The sequence below is a fragment of the Paenibacillus sp. PCH8 genome, assembly GCF_002968835.1.
Taxonomy (GTDB): domain Bacteria; phylum Bacillota; class Bacilli; order Paenibacillales; family Paenibacillaceae; genus Paenibacillus.
Genome location: NZ_PKQK01000008.1, coordinates 38546 through 54990 on the forward strand (window position 1 = coordinate 38546; position 16445 = coordinate 54990).

17 protein-coding genes are annotated in these 16445 nt (G+C 40.7%); 4 read left to right on the forward strand and 13 right to left on the reverse strand.

Annotation, left to right across the window (positions count from 1 at the left end; translation table 11 throughout):
- The first annotated feature begins 310 nt into the window (after positions 1-310).
- The 4 genes from C0Q44_RS28020 to C0Q44_RS28035 all read left to right on the forward strand — a co-directional run bounded on the left by C0Q44_RS28020 (position 311) and on the right by C0Q44_RS28035 (position 5008).
- Complete coding sequence (locus C0Q44_RS28020) at positions 311-946, forward strand: protein kinase domain-containing protein (RefSeq protein WP_105410432.1); 636 nt, start codon at positions 311-313, stop codon at positions 944-946.
- Positions 919-1515 carry a hypothetical protein gene (locus tag C0Q44_RS28025; protein ID WP_105410433.1) on the forward strand — a complete coding sequence of 199 codons (597 nt, stop codon included), beginning with the start codon at positions 919-921 and terminating at the stop codon, positions 1513-1515. The genes C0Q44_RS28020 and C0Q44_RS28025 overlap by 28 nt, the downstream gene beginning before the upstream one ends.
- Before the next feature lie 352 nt (positions 1516-1867).
- The gene (locus C0Q44_RS28030) at positions 1868-3964 is read left to right on the forward strand and encodes a CAP and S-layer homology domain-containing protein (RefSeq protein WP_105410434.1); all 2097 of its coding nucleotides are present in this window, start codon (positions 1868-1870) and stop codon (positions 3962-3964) included.
- A gap of 327 nt (positions 3965-4291) precedes the next feature.
- On the forward strand, positions 4292-5008 hold the full coding sequence (locus C0Q44_RS28035) for a hypothetical protein (RefSeq protein WP_105410435.1): 717 nt from the start codon (positions 4292-4294) through the stop codon (positions 5006-5008).
- A gap of 1090 nt (positions 5009-6098) precedes the next feature.
- Here C0Q44_RS28035 and C0Q44_RS28045 read toward each other — a convergent pair.
- The 13 genes from C0Q44_RS28045 to C0Q44_RS28110 form a co-directional block, all read right to left on the reverse strand.
- On the reverse strand, positions 6099-6542 hold the full coding sequence (locus tag C0Q44_RS28045) for a hypothetical protein (RefSeq protein ID WP_181151209.1): 444 nt from the start codon (positions 6540-6542) through the stop codon (positions 6099-6101).
- Positions 6543-6659: 117 nt separating this feature from the next.
- On the reverse strand, positions 6660-7328 hold the full coding sequence (locus C0Q44_RS28050) for an SOS response-associated peptidase (RefSeq protein ID WP_105410438.1): 669 nt from the start codon (positions 7326-7328) through the stop codon (positions 6660-6662).
- 73 nt (positions 7329-7401) lie between these two features.
- Entirely contained in the window at positions 7402-8289 is an 888-nt protein-coding gene (locus C0Q44_RS28055) for an ATP-dependent DNA ligase (protein ID WP_105410439.1), read from the reverse strand.
- A 130-nt stretch (positions 8290-8419) separates the two neighbouring features.
- Positions 8420-8845, reverse strand: coding sequence for a hypothetical protein (locus C0Q44_RS28060; RefSeq protein ID WP_105410440.1), 426 nt, complete (start codon positions 8843-8845; stop codon positions 8420-8422).
- 530 nt (positions 8846-9375) lie between these two features.
- A complete protein-coding gene (locus tag C0Q44_RS28065) occupies positions 9376-9576 on the reverse strand; it encodes a hypothetical protein (RefSeq protein ID WP_105408717.1) in 201 nt (66 codons plus the stop codon).
- Positions 9577-9585: 9 nt separating this feature from the next.
- Positions 9586-10290 carry a hypothetical protein gene (locus tag C0Q44_RS30540; RefSeq protein WP_219845190.1) on the reverse strand — a complete coding sequence of 235 codons (705 nt, stop codon included), beginning with the start codon at positions 10288-10290 and terminating at the stop codon, positions 9586-9588.
- A 624-nt stretch (positions 10291-10914) separates the two neighbouring features.
- Positions 10915-11508, reverse strand: a complete 594-nt coding sequence (locus tag C0Q44_RS28075) for a hypothetical protein (protein ID WP_105410441.1) — start codon at positions 11506-11508, stop codon at positions 10915-10917.
- A gap of 442 nt (positions 11509-11950) precedes the next feature.
- A complete protein-coding gene (locus C0Q44_RS31955) occupies positions 11951-12193 on the reverse strand; it encodes a helix-turn-helix domain-containing protein (protein ID WP_105410442.1) in 243 nt (80 codons plus the stop codon).
- A 199-nt stretch (positions 12194-12392) separates the two neighbouring features.
- Positions 12393-12692: a hypothetical protein gene (locus C0Q44_RS28085; RefSeq protein WP_105410443.1), complete on the reverse strand. Its 300-nt coding sequence runs from the start codon at positions 12690-12692 to the stop codon at positions 12393-12395.
- A gap of 440 nt (positions 12693-13132) precedes the next feature.
- Positions 13133-14092 (reverse strand): hypothetical protein, encoded by a 960-nt coding sequence (locus C0Q44_RS28095; protein WP_105410445.1) that lies wholly within the window; start codon positions 14090-14092, stop codon positions 13133-13135.
- Between the two features lie 113 nt (positions 14093-14205).
- Positions 14206-14547, reverse strand: coding sequence for a hypothetical protein (locus C0Q44_RS28100; protein ID WP_105410446.1), 342 nt, complete (start codon positions 14545-14547; stop codon positions 14206-14208).
- A 101-nt stretch (positions 14548-14648) separates the two neighbouring features.
- Complete coding sequence (locus C0Q44_RS28105; RefSeq protein WP_105410447.1) at positions 14649-15647, reverse strand: hypothetical protein; 999 nt, start codon at positions 15645-15647, stop codon at positions 14649-14651.
- Positions 15648-15702: 55 nt separating this feature from the next.
- Positions 15703-16440, reverse strand: a complete 738-nt coding sequence (locus tag C0Q44_RS28110; protein WP_105410448.1) for a hypothetical protein — start codon at positions 16438-16440, stop codon at positions 15703-15705.
- Between the last annotated feature and the right edge of the window lie 5 nt (positions 16441-16445).

Consider the following 16445-nt stretch of genomic DNA (forward strand, 5'->3'; position numbering starts at 1 on the left):
GGGATCTCTGGATAGGGTAATATTGCACAGAGCATGGGTACCGCAGGGCTAAATACTTAATATGAAACCTCATTGTGGTTTTTGATAGGATACACAATACCACAATCGGTTAAGAGACTAATCTATCATTCATCATTGTTCCATTCATAGTCACCTAATCGGGTGGCTTTTTAGTTTTAAGGATCCAGTTATTTGTCCCTGAAGAAAAATATTGCGTAATTTAATGGAATGTACATTATCAATATTGTTTGAGGAAATTAAAAATTTGTCTTATACTAATTCGGAAGCAAAATAGAAAGGAAGGTATCTCGTGGCTAATTGGGCAAAGAGTGGTACATATTCGAATGTTACTGAGATTCAATATAATGGAATCGAATGTGTGAAAAAAGAGTTAAAGGAAGAACGGTTCACTGAAAAGAACTTGGCAAGATTTCAGAGGGAATATGAGATACTAAAGAGCATTAGTCATCCCAATATCACACGGGTATATGAAATCAATGGAGCATCTTACATTATGGAGAAGGCTGACTGTGATTTGGAAGAATACGTTCTAAAGAATGAACTTTCAGAAGAGGAAATTGAACGTATTATCGATGGTATTGCATCGGGGCTCGCGTGTTTGCATGATCATGAGGATCAGATCATTCATCGGGATTTAAAACCGTCGAATGTGCTTATGTTCAACGGTATTCCAAAAATATCTGATTTAGGCGTATGTAAGCCCTTACTCAATAATTTTATTAAAACAAGTGCTTATAGTAAGGAATTGATGGGCTCCATGCGGTATATGAGTGATGCGCATAAAGAGGGTGACGCTGAGCCTACATTTCATTACGATATTTTCGCACTTGGACGTTTAATCTATTTTTTAGAGAAAAAAGAACACCCCCCATTGGAGCGATCAACAATTACGATCACATGCGTTATCAAGCTCTTGTTCTTATGACTGAGCAGCAATATCCGGTTGTCATACATAACATGGAGACATTCAATCGAAAGCGCTTGAATGTCATTTCATCAAAATTAACAATTGAGGATTCAATCACAAAGTTTATCGAAAGACAGATAGGCATAACTGATTTGTTCGCCAGCTTTAGCCAACGGAAGTCTCCAAGGGTTTTTGAAGTGTTAAATCGCGGAGCTGCAAGCATTATTGAATGCATTCCTAATCAAGATGATCAATCCTTAGGACTTTTCTTTGAGCTATATATGGACTTATTTGAATCCTTCCGGCAACCCCCTTATTGGAAGTTCCAGATTTGTACTGATGTAACCGAACGGTTACTTGAAATGTTCGAAAAGGCAAAAGGTGTTGAAATTCGCAGAAAGTTGTTTCTTGCGGCATATGAATGGTCATACGGTAGCAATCAGTATGATCCCATTAAAAAATTAGATAATTATATGCGACGTATGAAAAGAAATGATGACTATGAATCATTTTTTTTGGAACTCGTAGAATATCTTGATATTTCGGATATGAGTAGAGTTAGTGAATTTATTGAACGTCACGGATAGAAGCTGATCCAAGCACAATTATAATATTTAGCCGAGAACTGATCGAGTGTAGATATGTGATATTTGTCTAGGGCAAGAACATTGTCCCATTGAAGTCGCTAATTTTGCGGCTTTGTTATTTTATCGGTACAAGTTCCTGTCCTGAACCAAGGACACGAACATGTCCGATTTCCGATTAGATGAATATCTAAAATAAAGATGATGTAGTTAAAACCTCAACATGCTGCATAGCCCCACTAACTGCGCCTGAAGCTTTTTTGCTAAGGTAGAAAATTCAGGAGAAATGGGCGAAAGCTTTACAGTCGCAAGTCAGCAAGATTCGTAAAAAAGGGAAGATGAGGGGAGAAACACAATGGACGTAAGCAAACACAGCAAGAATAACTGGCCAAATCGGGGATTCAGTCGGAGATCGGGGCGCAGGTGGGCCTCCTGTCTGTTCGCCGCGGTCTTGGCCCTAACGGTCATCGTACCAGTTTATCCGGCAGAAAGCGCCTCGGCGGCATCGGCTACAATGTCCTCACAAGGAGGGATTACGCAGGATCAACTCGACGGATTGGCTTATCTGAATGATATTCGGGCGAAGGTAGGCGTAGGCCCGTTAGAACTGGATGCAAGATTGACGCAGGCGTCGCAGGCGCACGCGGCTTATTACAATACCACCCACTTCGAAGGAGTGACGGCCCATCGGGAGGAGCCGGGTACGGCAGGGTTTACAGGAGCGACGCCCGGAGACCGGGGCAAAGCAGCCGGATGGCCAAACATTTCGGTCGCTGAAGTCATGTCTTTTGAAAAAGAAACGACAAGGGAAGCGATTGATTCTTGGCTAAGCACCGCTTATCATCGCAAGATTATATTGGACGGCCAGTATACATCGGTCGGCATCGGGTTGCAAGGTGGTACTGCGGTCATGAACCCGGCTTACGTGAAAATCCAGAAGAAAGACCCGGAAGCCAATGTGTATCCGTATGACGGCATGAAAGGAGCCAACATTGGATTCTATGGATTGGAGATTCCAAATCCGCTTGACCGCTTCGGTGTTGAACACTCAGGTGGCATCATCTCGGCTACGGCAGGCCTCGGCATCGACTCGTTCGAAGCGAGCATCGTGGACTCGCAAGGGCAAGAAGTTCCGTACTACAGCGAACTGCAAGGCGATACGGTATTCTTGTTTCCCAAGGATGTGCTAGACGGGTACAGCGTCTATACGGTGAAGCTCGATTATACGCTGTATAAAGAGTCGGAACTTCGCAGCAAGACCTGGTCGTTCACGACTGACAAAGGACGCACGATTCATGGCTTATCCGCCCAATATGATGAATTTATGCTGAATCAGGGAAGCAAGCTGCCGATCGAGATCGTTGCCTCTTACGGCGATGGCACATATGGAACCCCGAAAACGCCGATTGCCTACTCCAGCAGTTCCTCTGCCGGTTTGAAAGTTTCCGCAGACGGAATGCTCGAAGGGGTTAAGCCTGGCACTTACAAGGTGACGTTCAGCTCCGGGGCAGTACGTGGCACGGTGCCGGTACGAGTTTTCGAACGTCTCAAGAGTAAGATCTATCCAGCAACTAATCCGGCCAAGGTGAAAGATATCGCTGGACGCTCTGATCAAGTAGCGATCGAGTGGGCGCTTCGTTCGGGCGTCGCCGGAGCGGATGCAAAGGGCAAATTCCACCCAGAAGATCCCGTGAGCGAAGCACAGTTTCTTATCATGCTGCTGCGCACCTACAAAGTCGATGACGAATCGTACGCTTCCAAAAAGAAGATGCACTTGGCGGAAGGCGCCTATAACGTGGCGAAAGCCCGCAACCTGTTGTTGTTCAGTGCACGTCCGGGAAAAAGCGACTTTCTGGACAAGCCAATTAACCGCAATCGAGTGGCTGGACTGATCGCGTCAGCAGACGGCGTAAACTTCGATTTTCCGAATGCGGAGAAATACGTGCTGGCTCGTGATTATATGCGCGGAACCAAAGGTAACCAAGTCTGGACGTTCGGTTCCAACGATATCGTTACTCGGGCACAGGCAGCGGTGATCTTGATGCAATTGCAGTCCCGCATGAAGTATTTGGTCGGCGCACCTAAAACGATTACGTCTGAGAAGAAGCTACCTGAACGTCCTTTTCCTGAAGTATATAAGAAACCGGTGCTTGGCAATAAGATGTTAATTGCTGAATTCCGTGAGGAAGGTACGCTGCAGGTGGAGGGACAATTCGCGGAACAGGCGAACAAGAAGCTGGAGATCCAAATCAATCAACACCAGAATAATGGGCGAAGCGGGGAGATACTAGATAAAATTTCAGTGCAGACCGATTCGTCGGGGCGATTCTCTATTTCGTCCACAGGTACTTATGGAGATGCTATCCTGGATGTGAACCTGAGAACGGAAGAAGTCATCTATTACATTGGGGTCAAAAGAGGCACAATGAACGCGTCCGAGTATTCAAGTTAAGAAAAAAGGCCCTACGAGCGCATTCGCAAACTAACATTAAAACACGAAGAAGCCTCCGACTTGGATCGGAGGCTTCTTCGTGTCGAGAAAGTCCGACTTGGAGCAAAAGTCAAAGGTAGTATTAGGATTTTTTGTGTAGGTAAGAAGAAACCCTGATATGCAAGTTTCGATTATTAGATTTCATGCTTACTTTGAACGGCAGGGGTTGTTTTAATGATTCAGAATGATAATATATAAATATATTAATTAATTAACGTATTTTGGTTAGATGATTGTGTTCGGTTGATTCGGTAAGAATATCTAAATCTTCTAAGGAGGTAGTCCGGTGTGGGAGGAATAATTTTAAAAAAATATGATAACAAGTATATATTTGACCGTGATTCTATACTCTATTCAATTTCAAGAACATTACCATCACATCGCCTGGCTATACACAAACAACAAAAGAAAAAAATTACTAAATTTGAAATCAGCGATCATGGGATCATGAGGTGGAAGGAAAGAGTTGGACCAACATACGATATTCACTATCTCAACTCACTGTACAGTTATATTTTCGAAACAGGCCGGGTCACAATCAATGATGAATTCGAGGAACTTGTCGGGGTAATTGATGATGATATAATCTTCTTTTATAAACCCTATGACGAGGAAACACATGTGGTCACAACTTTTCTTGGAAGGATTAGTAATAACTATGTTCTGAAAAACTTGGATTATTTAATTAAATACGTCAGGCATACTGGTGATAAACTTAATCTAACTTTAAGTCATTCAGTTCCATTTTTCGCCATACCGTCAGAAGTATGTATTATGAGCTATAGTAATCATGAACTTGCATTTGAGAAGTTTAACACTGAAAATGGCTTTCTATACTATCTTAGATATTGTGTTGAAGGAATAGAAGTGTTTAATGGAATACTTGAAAGCAACTTTAAGTCTCAAACAAATCCACCTAAAGCGATAATTAGTAGACTTGAACATTTTAAGAACCAATATCAAATTGCGTCTGAACTGCTCAACATAATCGGCACACATGATTGAGTATTCAAGCAAGTTATCAGACAGTGTAACCCAACCGTTTACTTTTCAAAAAGTCTGCGGATCTCGCAGAGGAGGCAGGACTTGTAAATGAAGACTTTGAGTTAGTCGCAGCAAGTGCTGTTTTGCATGGTGGAAAAAATTCAATTAGTGGTCATTTATTCGAATATAAGTTTACACGAAATTAGAGGAAATAATGTGTTTGTCCGATTTTAATGTTAAAATTAGGATAAATCAATATGAAGTAGATTGGGGGAATTTCGATGATTCTTAAAAATAACATTTTTTTCATCAGTTTTTTTCTTGTTTTTAATTTTGTATTGGGTTTTTCGATCATTACTCATCCAAATTTAATTAATTCTTTGATTTATTCAATTTTTGTAACAGGCCTTGCATTGGGAATCATTTTGCTTAGAGAACGTCGAATTAAAAGAAATCAATAATAAATTTAAAGTATGTATGAGAAACGATACTGTTGGGTAACATAATTACAAATACCGATAACTGTTTGAGAGTCGCTATTTAAGTGGATTTTTTTATCGGTACAAGTTCTTATCCCGAGCCAAAGACAAAAACAGAATGATGTATGGGCATAGATAGGTTTTTGACTTGTTACTTTTGTTATGATATTATCTTAGCAAGCAATTAAAGTACCTATGGAATAAGGTACTGAATCACGATATTTAGCGCAGGATATAGAGACCTGACGATAATATCGTTTTTTTATGTTTAGACATGTGCACAAAAGCCGTATTTTGACTAAATGTCTGTATACCCAAATTCGCCGAATCTCGTCTTCCTGAGATCGGCGCTTTTTTATTAGATCATGTATACGCACTCTTTACTTTGGCTACGATTGTTGTACTTTTAGATGGTATTATTCTAACACATTATTTGATTAATTATACATCTCAGATAAAAAATTTATCATCGGGAGTTTATCTCATATTTCAGTGCTGCAGCATTCATACCTTCGCTCATATATCATTTCATTCTAGGGACATTATGACCTATTAGACAGATTTTTATACAATACTATTTGATAATCATCTTCTTCTGGCTTGCGGGACACGAATCTGCATGTAAGTAACCATTATTCTGTCCGCTCACTTGCTTTCAATCGGTCACGCAGAATTTTATCCCAGCGCGCTTCTGGATCTTCTTCGTTAGGGTCATAATCAATTGAAGGATCACTTTCTTTGTGATATTCTTCATCTTGGTCGCTAGTGGCTTCCGATGAATCCTCCGTTTCAAACGGATCGTTGTATCCGTCTCCACCTGCTGCCTCATATTCTTCTACCGCCTGTTCAAGAACCCCCGGCACAATACTCATTTCTGCACGCCAATAATTATTTTCGTATACTAGCCGACCATTATCAGCATCAATAAGCAACTCTAAGGAGTCTTCCTCATAACTGACCAAGGTGAGGTGCTTAGGGCAAGTCTTTTTGAGAAAAATTGTAATATCATTGATGTCATTGATCGTTTCGTATCCTTCTTGGTTTAATGCTAATGCCAGTTCACTTGAAAGTTCCATGGTCTGTTCAGTAAGGTTCCTCATACATGGTCAACTCCTTAGAAAGGTGTACGTTTTAGATGTAGTAATTTATTGCTCTGTACTAAGTGTTCTTTCACAATCTGATGAAACATTTGCTTAAGAAACTTCCTGTATCAGATCTATATTATTGTTTCTCACATTACCAACTGAAGAATCGACTTTGTACGCCCGCATCTCTGACGCTGAGAAGGGTCTGAGAAGGCTTGTAACACTCTTATTGTCCGTTTCTCTATTTAACCACTCGGATTCATCCTGTGGCCTAATTATGGCCGGCATTCGATTGTGGATTTCGGCCATTAGGCTGTTGGGCTCCGTGGTGATAATGGTGCACGTTGATAATTTCTTTCCGTCCGGATCCAACCAAGTGTCATACAGACCGGCAAGGGAGAATATAGAGCCATCTCTCATTAAGATTCGCATTGGCTGCTTTCCGGAGTCGCCCTTCTTCCACTCATAAAAACCCGAACAGGGAATAATGCACCTCTTGGTACTGACCAGCCGCCTAAATGCAGGTTTCTCGTTTAGCGTCTCAGCACGTGCATTTATCATCTTAGATCCGATTTTGTCATCTTTAGCCCATGAAGGTACCAGGCCCCATCGGAGTGAACCTAAGCGATTACCATTACTGGTTGCAATGATTGAAGGGATAAACTGCATAGGAGCAGCGTTATAATTTGGACGATAGTTAAAGCCTTTAGTGTCTGAAGCCATGTATCGTTCCATTATGCTATCAATAGGATCAATAATTGTAAATCTGCCGCACATACGAATACACCTCACTATAAAATTCGTTATAGGCCAGGTGGGGAATCGTTATTCTCCCAGACTCTGCACCTCATTATGCTACAGTCAAATCAACTAGTTTCTCTATTATTGGTGATCTTAGTTTACCATCTTTGGTAAAGCACTGAAATCGAACTTGGCAGCTTACAATTGGCTCAAGATAAATCCAATCCTTATTCTCATTTCTTACAAGCCTCTTGGCTTGAGAATGAAACTTAGACAGTATGTCTTTATGTGGTGGGAATTCAAGTATCCCTACATGTTTGCCATTCAATTGTAGCCCCCAGCCAAATGCTCCTTTTCGAATTGCTGAGACTTGGCAAGTTACATATTGATATGCCTTTATTTTTGTAATTACATCTTTTGGTCTTGCATTTAAAAAATATGGTGCATCACTGTTGTATTGAACTATGCCCTCTAACCCCTGTTGTTTTACTCCTAAGAAGAGCTGGAGGCCGTCATCATATAAAGGTGTTATGGATATTGTCTCAGATGGGTTTAATACCGTCTGAAGAAGTTCACGCCTCTTATCAAATGTCATCGTCGTTACCGACTGGCCATCGACCCACAAAACGTCCCATATCGGAAAGTGAGCTTTTAATGTTTTACAGATTGATTTGACGGCGGTAGACTTTTTCGTGTGAAAACGGGTCATTGCATCGTCCCACCAGATCTTCGGTGGCTGATCTGTAGGCTGAGTGACATCAAAAGCGATGCATTCTCCATCCAGGATGGCCGTTTTAACGGATAACTTTATTTCTTGAAGCTCCGGAAAGCGTTCAGTTACTTCAGTTCCATGTCTTGTATATGCACGTACACTACCATTATCGTAATGAATTAATATTCTAAATCCGTCCCACTTAATGCTGGACTTCCAATCTTTTTTAATCTCACCAGATACTAATGGCCGTAATAACATTGGTTTTAATGGTTTATTTAGCATAAGCAAAAACCTCCGTCCTAACCTTAGCATGCGGAGTATAAGTCTATCTATATGAGATTGTTGGGATGAATGAGAATTATGTACAGTCATATGTCATAATCTATTCCGGGAATATTTTTGGTTGATCAAATTACGTTAGCCGGTTTAATCGTTGATCGAATTCTTGTCGAAGGTGTGGTCGGGTATATTCCAAATAGGCACGTGCAGTTTGAATCACAAAGCTATGATATCTTGAATCAGTTGCTGATCTGAGCCAATAGTCGAGAATCGCTTGATCATCTTTCTGGCCACTCCACCATTCGATCTTGATTTGCCCGGCTTTGTCCATCTCACGCAATTTATTCCGGACATCGGTATAGACTATGGGTGGTTCAATTGGGGTGACGGCGGTATCCGTGATAACTTGCTCAATCCAACGATTAGGTTCTGTGAAAAATGGACCGGCATCTAACTTATATATTGCTCCTGGTACATCACGATACCGGAATTCAAACGCTCCAAAGACTCTTTCAGTAAAAATGGGAATGCCATTCTCCCTTGTTGCCCCATAGTCCACCGTCGCCCTTCGCGACCTAAAAAGGCGTGAGCCATGTCAAAATCGACCGCTGCAAATACACTGCCTTCATTGCTCGTCAAACGTCTCGCCGCCGCTCTCCCAAACCCTTGTCACAAAAACGGCTGGTCCACAAACAAACACTTACAGGAGTAGATCCGAAAGCAAGGGTAAAGTTAACCTGCTTGCCGGTGAGGGCTGCTGGCCGGTGGTACACCAATACCAGTTGACTTGTATTACAAAACTAATGAGAAACCGTTTGTGAAAATTGGATCTGCAGAGGACACAGTCCAGCGTTATGTCGTTTTAAATGAACGGCTACGCAATGTTCCACTCGGAGAAATGAAATTTCTATTTTCTGGCATGGGTGTTTGTAGGGGAGAATGCATGTTGGAGGAGATATATTTCATTATTTTCTGAAGATAAGCAGAAAAAAACATCTCCTGGAGGAGACGCTTTTTTTCTTGAGTAGAAACATTTGTTAGGATTGCTACTGGGACTCATTCGTCCTAAAGTGAGGAAGTATAAATATATTACTCTCTTTTTTCAGCATCTAATCGCCGACGAAATACCAAAGCCGAGACAGCAAATACAATAAACGATGCTGCTGAAGCAGCGGTAACCATCTTCAACACATTGCCTATTGGAGAGTTAAACAACAGAGCAACTGAGATGATTAAAACAGCACCAGTTAAACCCATCCCCAAAACCGAGATCGCTAATATCTTGTTCATCAAATCACCTCACAGGTAATTGAAACAAGCTACTGCCCCAGCGATAGCACCACCACCAAGAAGTGCATATGCACCAATACATGCAGCACATATCGGAGCAGTCACTGGTGTAGGTACTGCACACGAACCCCCACACGCGACCGCAATAATATAAGCCGCCGTACCACCAATTCCAAGTACTGCTCCAAGACAACCTGCCACTGCGCCTACACTATTTGGTTGCACTCCAGAGTTAACTGGCTCTTCTGCAAGCATTTCTTCATCTGTGATATAAGGTCTGTCAGTGTCCACGGATTTAACAACTGATCCATTCAAATACGTCTCAACTCGGAAGTTTCCTGCCTCATTCTTGGTCACCAGCATTTCATTTGTCTGCAATACGGTATTATCCTCATCGAAGAATACTGTTACGTTACTAGGAAGGCTGTAATCCCCATGCAAAGGAACTGTAACAACCGTAACTCCACCGCCAACCGTGTACACACTCGATTTTTCCAAATCAAAAGCAGAGACAGGGGCGATATTCTCAATTTCACCTGCTTCTACTCCATGTAGCGTTGCATCGATCAATTCCTTGGCTTCATTACCTATAACTACAGCAAAATCTTGGCTGTTATCCGCTTGTGCTGTAACACTCAAATTTGGAGATAAACTTAAACAGAAAATAGACAAAATCATTAATACTGGCAAAAAGACCTTTTTCGCCTTTAACATAATAAAAAACCTCCTATTTTTTAATATTTCGTCATAACATTTCCTCTTCAAGATTGATACCATCTGTATGTTCAATGAGGGCTTTTTCTTTCTCGTTGTCCGACGTACCTGGGAGTGTATTATAGAACTGAATGCTGCTAGGCCTGGATTTGGATTTCTTTTCCTGCCCCGAGTTGGTCTCCTGACACGTTGCCCATTAAGCTGAAACTTAGGCCAAACGTACCCGCAATTAACCAAGTCTTCTTATATTTCAATAACATTCACGCTCCTTATAACCAGTTTTGAGGATTTCCCTCACATATATAGACACCCAAAAAGGAAAATAGTTTCCTTTTTATTCATTATTTTGTAACAGAGCCCAAAAAAAGTTAGAATAAGTGCCTATATGGTACAGTAAGTGGAAGCATTGAAGTACGTGCGTCTGACGTGCCATTCGGCTAAAGTTCCTTTAATAATCCATTTAGTAAGGGTTACGTCTCAAAAAAGCAGACTTCCAAGATAATTATTGGGAGTCTGCTTGATGAGAATTAACTCTTATGTGGATAAATTGTGCTTCCAAATTCGACAAAACAAGATGGCCTATGGTTTGGCCAGCCGGTTGCATTATGAGAGAAACATTGAAGTTCAATCAACCAACATACTATTTTTGATTTGCAACTGCACCTCGAATTTATTTTCCGGAGCTAATAAGAAGAGAGTCCTTATTTTCTTGTATTTCTTTTTCCATATTCTTGAATATGATACCATCACAACTTTTTCATAAATTATTCCGGTGCCGGTCTGTTCAAAATTTACTGTCACTATCTCTTGAAACTTATCATCTAATAGCTGATCTAAGATTCGTTGGTGAGTCTTCATGCGGTACGTTTTTTTTGTTTTTCGAGATCCCTTTTCGAGTGCTTCTATAAGTTCTAAAATAATTGATTTAAGTTCGTGACGATCTACTGTACCTTCTGGGAGATTCATGTGAAGAGTTTTCATAAATCGGTTCATTATCACATAGGTGGTGATTTTCTTATAGACAAGTCGATCAGCTACGCTTACAACGAAAAATAAGAATGAAAGTATCACTAGATCAGCAGCAGCGTTAACATTAAATCGCAGAAGAACAATAAAGCTACATAAACATAATGTGATCCATAAAGCCCAGACATACTTTGCTTTAATAGCAAATCTAATAGTATCACTACATAACTTAAATAAAACTAATTTGATCATAATAACTTCTCCTCTTCTATAATATATAGATACATTATAGAATTTTTAAAAATTGAGATGGGCCAAAAATAGTTCTATACTGTTTCAGTCAACATCTGGATTCGTTGAAAGAATAAAAGATTAGGAATACATGGTCTGATTTTGAGACTGTTTGCTCTGTATCCCTGTTTTCAAGGGATTACGTCTTATGGCTGCTGTCATATCATAATTCATAACTTGGAATTCCTAGGCCATTGTGGACCTTCGCTACTAGAATAAAAAAGCCGCTAAATTTAAGCGACTCCAGATGTTGCTATCTTCTAAAAACAAAAACACTTAGATTAACTAGCTACCCCAACCGTGACCACACATTAATATAGCTCCTTTATGGTATCTCTATGTTCCTGTAGCTGTTTATGTACTTCAGTAATCACAGTTGAACGTATAAGTACCTTTAATTCTATCAAATCAATAGTGACTTCTGGTTCAGGGGAGTGTGCATAGTGGACTCGCCCTTACCTAAAATAAGCCAATCCAGAGTAACATTGAAATGCTCACATAAAGCGATAGCCATATCAAGGGATGGTCTATGTCGATCTTTCTCTATATTGGAGATTGAGGCGCTCGTGGTGCTTTTATATTCTGTTATGACATTGCTACCCTGCTCTCGAATGGGTATACGCATAACCTTAGCTAAACCGTCCATGCTTAGCTTTTGCTGCTGCGGAGCATGCGAACTCGATCACCAATTGTGTCCAAACTGGAAGCCCTCCTTGATTATCAAGTAATTAACTTTCAATGTAATAGCGTTCGGATTATAAGTCAACAAAAAAGAGACTGATTAATTCAGTCTCCTCTGGAGAGTCTCTGGGCTAGCAGGTAAACTCACTAATGAAAAAGATTTTTTAGATCAAGTGATCTGCCGCAGCTTTATTATTATCTAATTTGGGAGTAGAATCATAATTTTCTTCTTTCCATTCATACACCCACTTGTCCATTTCAACTATATGTGACTTCTTCTCCACCCTTGCCAGGTGAATCCCCTCGACCGTGGTATCAATAAATATCCCCTGATCCAATGCTCCGACAAAGTCTTTTGCTTCAATTACATACCTTTTGTATTCAGCATTACATAAATCGTAATCTCCAATACAAATTAAACCCATTTCGTTGTCGTAAACTAACCAAAGTCCTTCTTTGTCCATCCAACTATCCCCCCAGAAAGTAAATATAGACGATCATTTGACATGTTTACTCAGGTATTTATAAGACCGTTTCTATCTCAAGTGATAGGTAATAAAATCTGACCTCCAATGATTGCAACACTATACTATTAAGAAATAAGGATGAATAAAGTAATCAAGCCCAGCACACAACAGCCTAGAAAAGCTTTTTGTCGATTAAGGCTTTCTTTAAACTTCAGAATCCTGAAAAACGCAACACAACCAGCAAATATAAGAATCAAATGTTCAGTTCTTTCTGGAAATAAAATAAGACCTGCAATGCCCCATAAAGATAGAACTAAGTAATACAAAGCAAATGCTAGAAAAGGAATTTTATTGATAAGGTACATTTGAAAATTTCTCCCGTCATCATGTTCTACATAAGTTGTTGAATCCTTTGGTATATATGAAGTTGGAACTGATTACTCCTTGAGTTTGGTATCATTCGCGAGTACGATATTTCGTAGGACGGATTGAAGTTCATCTTGTTTGAAAAGTTCCATATCCATAATCTCTTTATCATATCCACACCATGTTTCCCAATTGATAAAAATATCGATTTCACATATATCTGGATCATATTCAGTAATCTCTACGGGGTTGTCATACAACATGAGAACTATGTCCATAACCTCGTCTTCCGACATTCCATAATGCGGGTCAATGTCAGAAGCTTGCAACTGAATGTAAGCAATTAAAATTTCCATGACCTGTGGTTCAATAGATGAATTCATTATGCATATGGTGTCATCAATGCCGTAGGTGTGTGTCAATATATATGCATATAGGGTGTGTGAGTTAAGTTTCTTCTTCTGCAACACTTCTTGTAATCTATTTTCTCTGGTATCTATACGTCGCTCATCTCGTTCTGACTGATCCGAATGTTGAGAGGGTTCATTTAGTGCCGCCACTGCTTTCCAATCTTCAAGAGTGAAATTTCGTCCTATTACCACTCGTTCAAGTGAGAAAATACCTTCTCTTTTCAAGATATTATCTTGGAGAGATATATTATCGTCGTGCTTAAACGAGGCAAGGGTGTTTCTATTTAGCTCAATCTTTCCTTCAACTAAAGCTGCAAAAGGAACGCCGCTTTGCAAAGTAGGATAAAATTGAATGTCCACCATTTGTAGTTGGATACAGTATGGACCCTGAAGATAGACCAATCTCTCTCCGATAATTTGTTGGAAAATGGATTGAATACTTACTAATTCACCGGATAAAGTAATTCCAGACTGTGGTTTATATAAACCGAAAACGATGTGAAACTCATCTTTGTTGTGAGGAGCGATCTCAATCAAACTATTGGAACGTTGAAGGTATTCAATTTCGGAAACATGCACCAAGTGCTTGCTGCCATCGCGATCAATTACTGCGTATTCCATGCGAACTCTCCTTTGATATATACAACAATTAAGTTTGACCTTCATAGTCATACCTGGTAACTGCACCATACATGCCTGAATGCAAATGTTAATTACCACCGATGAAGATTTAATTATTTCTCAGGTACTACAATAAAGGGCCGAGCATTGAGGATTATTTCTGAATTCGTATTTACTGGTTTTTGGCCATCCCCTGGATCTTTACGTGCTCTGAGTTGTTCTTGTACGTTTCTAATAGCCCGCTGAAGCTGACGTATTTCTTCTTGCAGTTCCACAGGTACATCCGTATATTCCAGGACTGTTAATCCCCATGATACGTGATGAGAAGCATTTCCGAGATGCACTAACGATTGAAAAATATAGTCATCCTGCTTACCGAGTTGCTGGAAATCTTCATAGTTTGGTTGATGAGCTGCGTAGCTACCAAATGGCTTGTCTGAATTTAAATCATTCATTTATTATTCTCCTTGATGAGCCTGTCAAACGAATGACGGGCTCCATATTATTTAAATATTGCAGGGCAATGGTGTTCAGATACTGATAAGATAGCGGCTAATCAGTCCTCTGTGTACCATTCATCATCTTTTCGTAACTCTCTAACCGATTCATGTTGAGATTCACCGCCACACTCCGGACAGTTTTCCCAGCAGATGAGGAGGCTGTCTACCCACTTATTGTTACAATTTATGCATATCCAGGGCATAATTTTAGTTATGTCCTTTCCCTCTGTTGTAGAATTGTTTTCTCCACCCACATCCAATTCACCGCCTGCAGTCATCGATTTGACCTTCAGCAAAATTCGCTCAGTTGTTTCATGAAGTTCCTTCATTATTCCATCAAAATACTTAAAATTGATAACCCATCGACCATCTTGATCTGATTGACGTGGGAATTTGAACATAGTTCTCTCTTCAATCTTCATGTGCTGCTGACTGATCCCAACATCTGGTGAATTCTTCCGCTCATACTCGTTCCAAACAATCACATGGTGCGAATTCTCGGGCTCGTTCTCGGTACTTACAAAAGATTGCTTTTCAATTCTTGCAAGTACTATGCGTCCCTCTCCTTCAGATCCATAAGAAGAAAACTCGTTCTTCACTGCCTCAACTTGCCCCTCATACTCTTCAGAAGCCTTGTTGTATTCCGCCACACACATTAGGCCTTTCTGGTTGTCCCACACCATCCATAAATCAAATGTATTCTTGGTCAACTGTACTGGCTTAAATTCTTTCTCCGAATCTTGAGGATGTGATGCTTCCATTAGTGTCATATAAGCAGCCGTAGCTCGCTGTAAAGGTGTTGCATCTAACAACCAAGCGATACCTTCCGGCGCCATATGACCTTCCACACTGTAGAATATGTTCGCCTCCATCAGGTTGGATAAATTTGTTACATAACTCTCAGCGTTTACTTGAAGGGCCTTACTTTGAATTTTCAGTGAAGCGGAACATTCATAGGTGTAGCAGGGTTCATCATATTCATCCATACCTTCAAATGAAGTCAAATCGGCAAGCGCTGCGTTTAGCTGTTTATCCGTCATGGCGTTTATATTCATGTTAATTCTTCCTCTCCTAAACCTTGAAAGTTTGAGCTGTGATGCGTAGGTCCAATTAACTCTTTGATCGTTTTGTCAACAAATCTGGCTTAAGTCTGTAGTGCCTCTTCCCGCTGATTAACATACATTCGCACCATTCCGATTCATATTTTGATAGCGCAGCAGCAAGACTGTTTTTTGGCGATGAATAATGCGTACTGCACCTCTCCAGTAGATCCGGCAGTGACACCCATCCATCCTGGCATCTTAAGTTAGCACGTTCATGATCATAGCGGTCATGCATCCGTTCAAGAAATTCCCTGACCCTGAGCATGGTAGTGCGATATGCGGTAACGTGACCGCCTTTGTTGCTTCCTGCATCCGGTGAGTGGGTCAAGTGATACTCCGTTAGAGCTTCGCGTAGAATTGGCTTTATTTTGCGGTTTAGCTTTGCTCTAATGACGTTGTGTACCTTTTCCTCTGACACATATAAAAGACCTATCCCATACATTTTCATAATCTCAAGCGCAAGCTCTGGCACAAAGTTACTTATGAGCTGACCGTGCACGTATCTTACCGGAGCAGGGACAGCAGCGTAAACAAGGTTGGCGTGCTCCCTCCAACCTACACACTGGTCCAGTAAGACGAGAGAAAGTGATGTTTTAAGTTCAACTACCGTATCAACTGGACCATGTAGCCCAAGCAAGTCGGCCCTGCGGAGTGTTCCCCTCTTAGGCTGAACCTCTGAGAAAACAGAATTACCTCCATATTCAAGCCAGGATTTCACTGGCAAGAACAGTTCAGTCTCTTTCATTCTCC

Coding starts and splice junctions, on each gene's coding strand:
- C0Q44_RS28065 (WP_105408717.1), bottom strand. CDS start 9,576: ATGAACAAGATATTAGCGATCTCGGTTTTGGGGATGGGTTTAACTGGT.
- C0Q44_RS28075 (WP_105410441.1), bottom strand. CDS start 11,508: ATGATCAAATTAGTTTTATTTAAGTTATGTAGTGATACTATTAGATTT.
- C0Q44_RS28030 (WP_105410434.1), top strand. CDS start 1,868: ATGGACGTAAGCAAACACAGCAAGAATAACTGGCCAAATCGGGGATTC.
- C0Q44_RS28110 (WP_105410448.1), bottom strand. CDS start 16,440: ATGAAAGAGACTGAACTGTTCTTGCCAGTGAAATCCTGGCTTGAATAT.
- C0Q44_RS28055 (WP_105410439.1), bottom strand. CDS start 8,289: ATGCTAAATAAACCATTAAAACCAATGTTATTACGGCCATTAGTATCT.
- C0Q44_RS31955 (WP_105410442.1), bottom strand. CDS start 12,193: ATGGACGGTTTAGCTAAGGTTATGCGTATACCCATTCGAGAGCAGGGT.
- C0Q44_RS28095 (WP_105410445.1), bottom strand. CDS start 14,092: ATGGAATACGCAGTAATTGATCGCGATGGCAGCAAGCACTTGGTGCAT.
- C0Q44_RS28045 (WP_181151209.1), bottom strand. CDS start 6,542: ATGGAACTTTCAAGTGAACTGGCATTAGCATTAAACCAAGAAGGATAC.
- C0Q44_RS28100 (WP_105410446.1), bottom strand. CDS start 14,547: ATGAATGATTTAAATTCAGACAAGCCATTTGGTAGCTACGCAGCTCAT.
- C0Q44_RS28085 (WP_105410443.1), bottom strand. CDS start 12,692: ATGGACAAAGAAGGACTTTGGTTAGTTTACGACAACGAAATGGGTTTA.
- C0Q44_RS28105 (WP_105410447.1), bottom strand. CDS start 15,647: ATGAATATAAACGCCATGACGGATAAACAGCTAAACGCAGCGCTTGCC.
- C0Q44_RS28050 (WP_105410438.1), bottom strand. CDS start 7,328: ATGTGCGGCAGATTTACAATTATTGATCCTATTGATAGCATAATGGAA.
- C0Q44_RS30540 (WP_219845190.1), bottom strand. CDS start 10,290: ATGTTAAAGGCGAAAAAGGTCTTTTTGCCAGTATTAATGATTTTGTCT.
- C0Q44_RS28025 (WP_105410433.1), top strand. CDS start 919: ATGCGTTATCAAGCTCTTGTTCTTATGACTGAGCAGCAATATCCGGTT.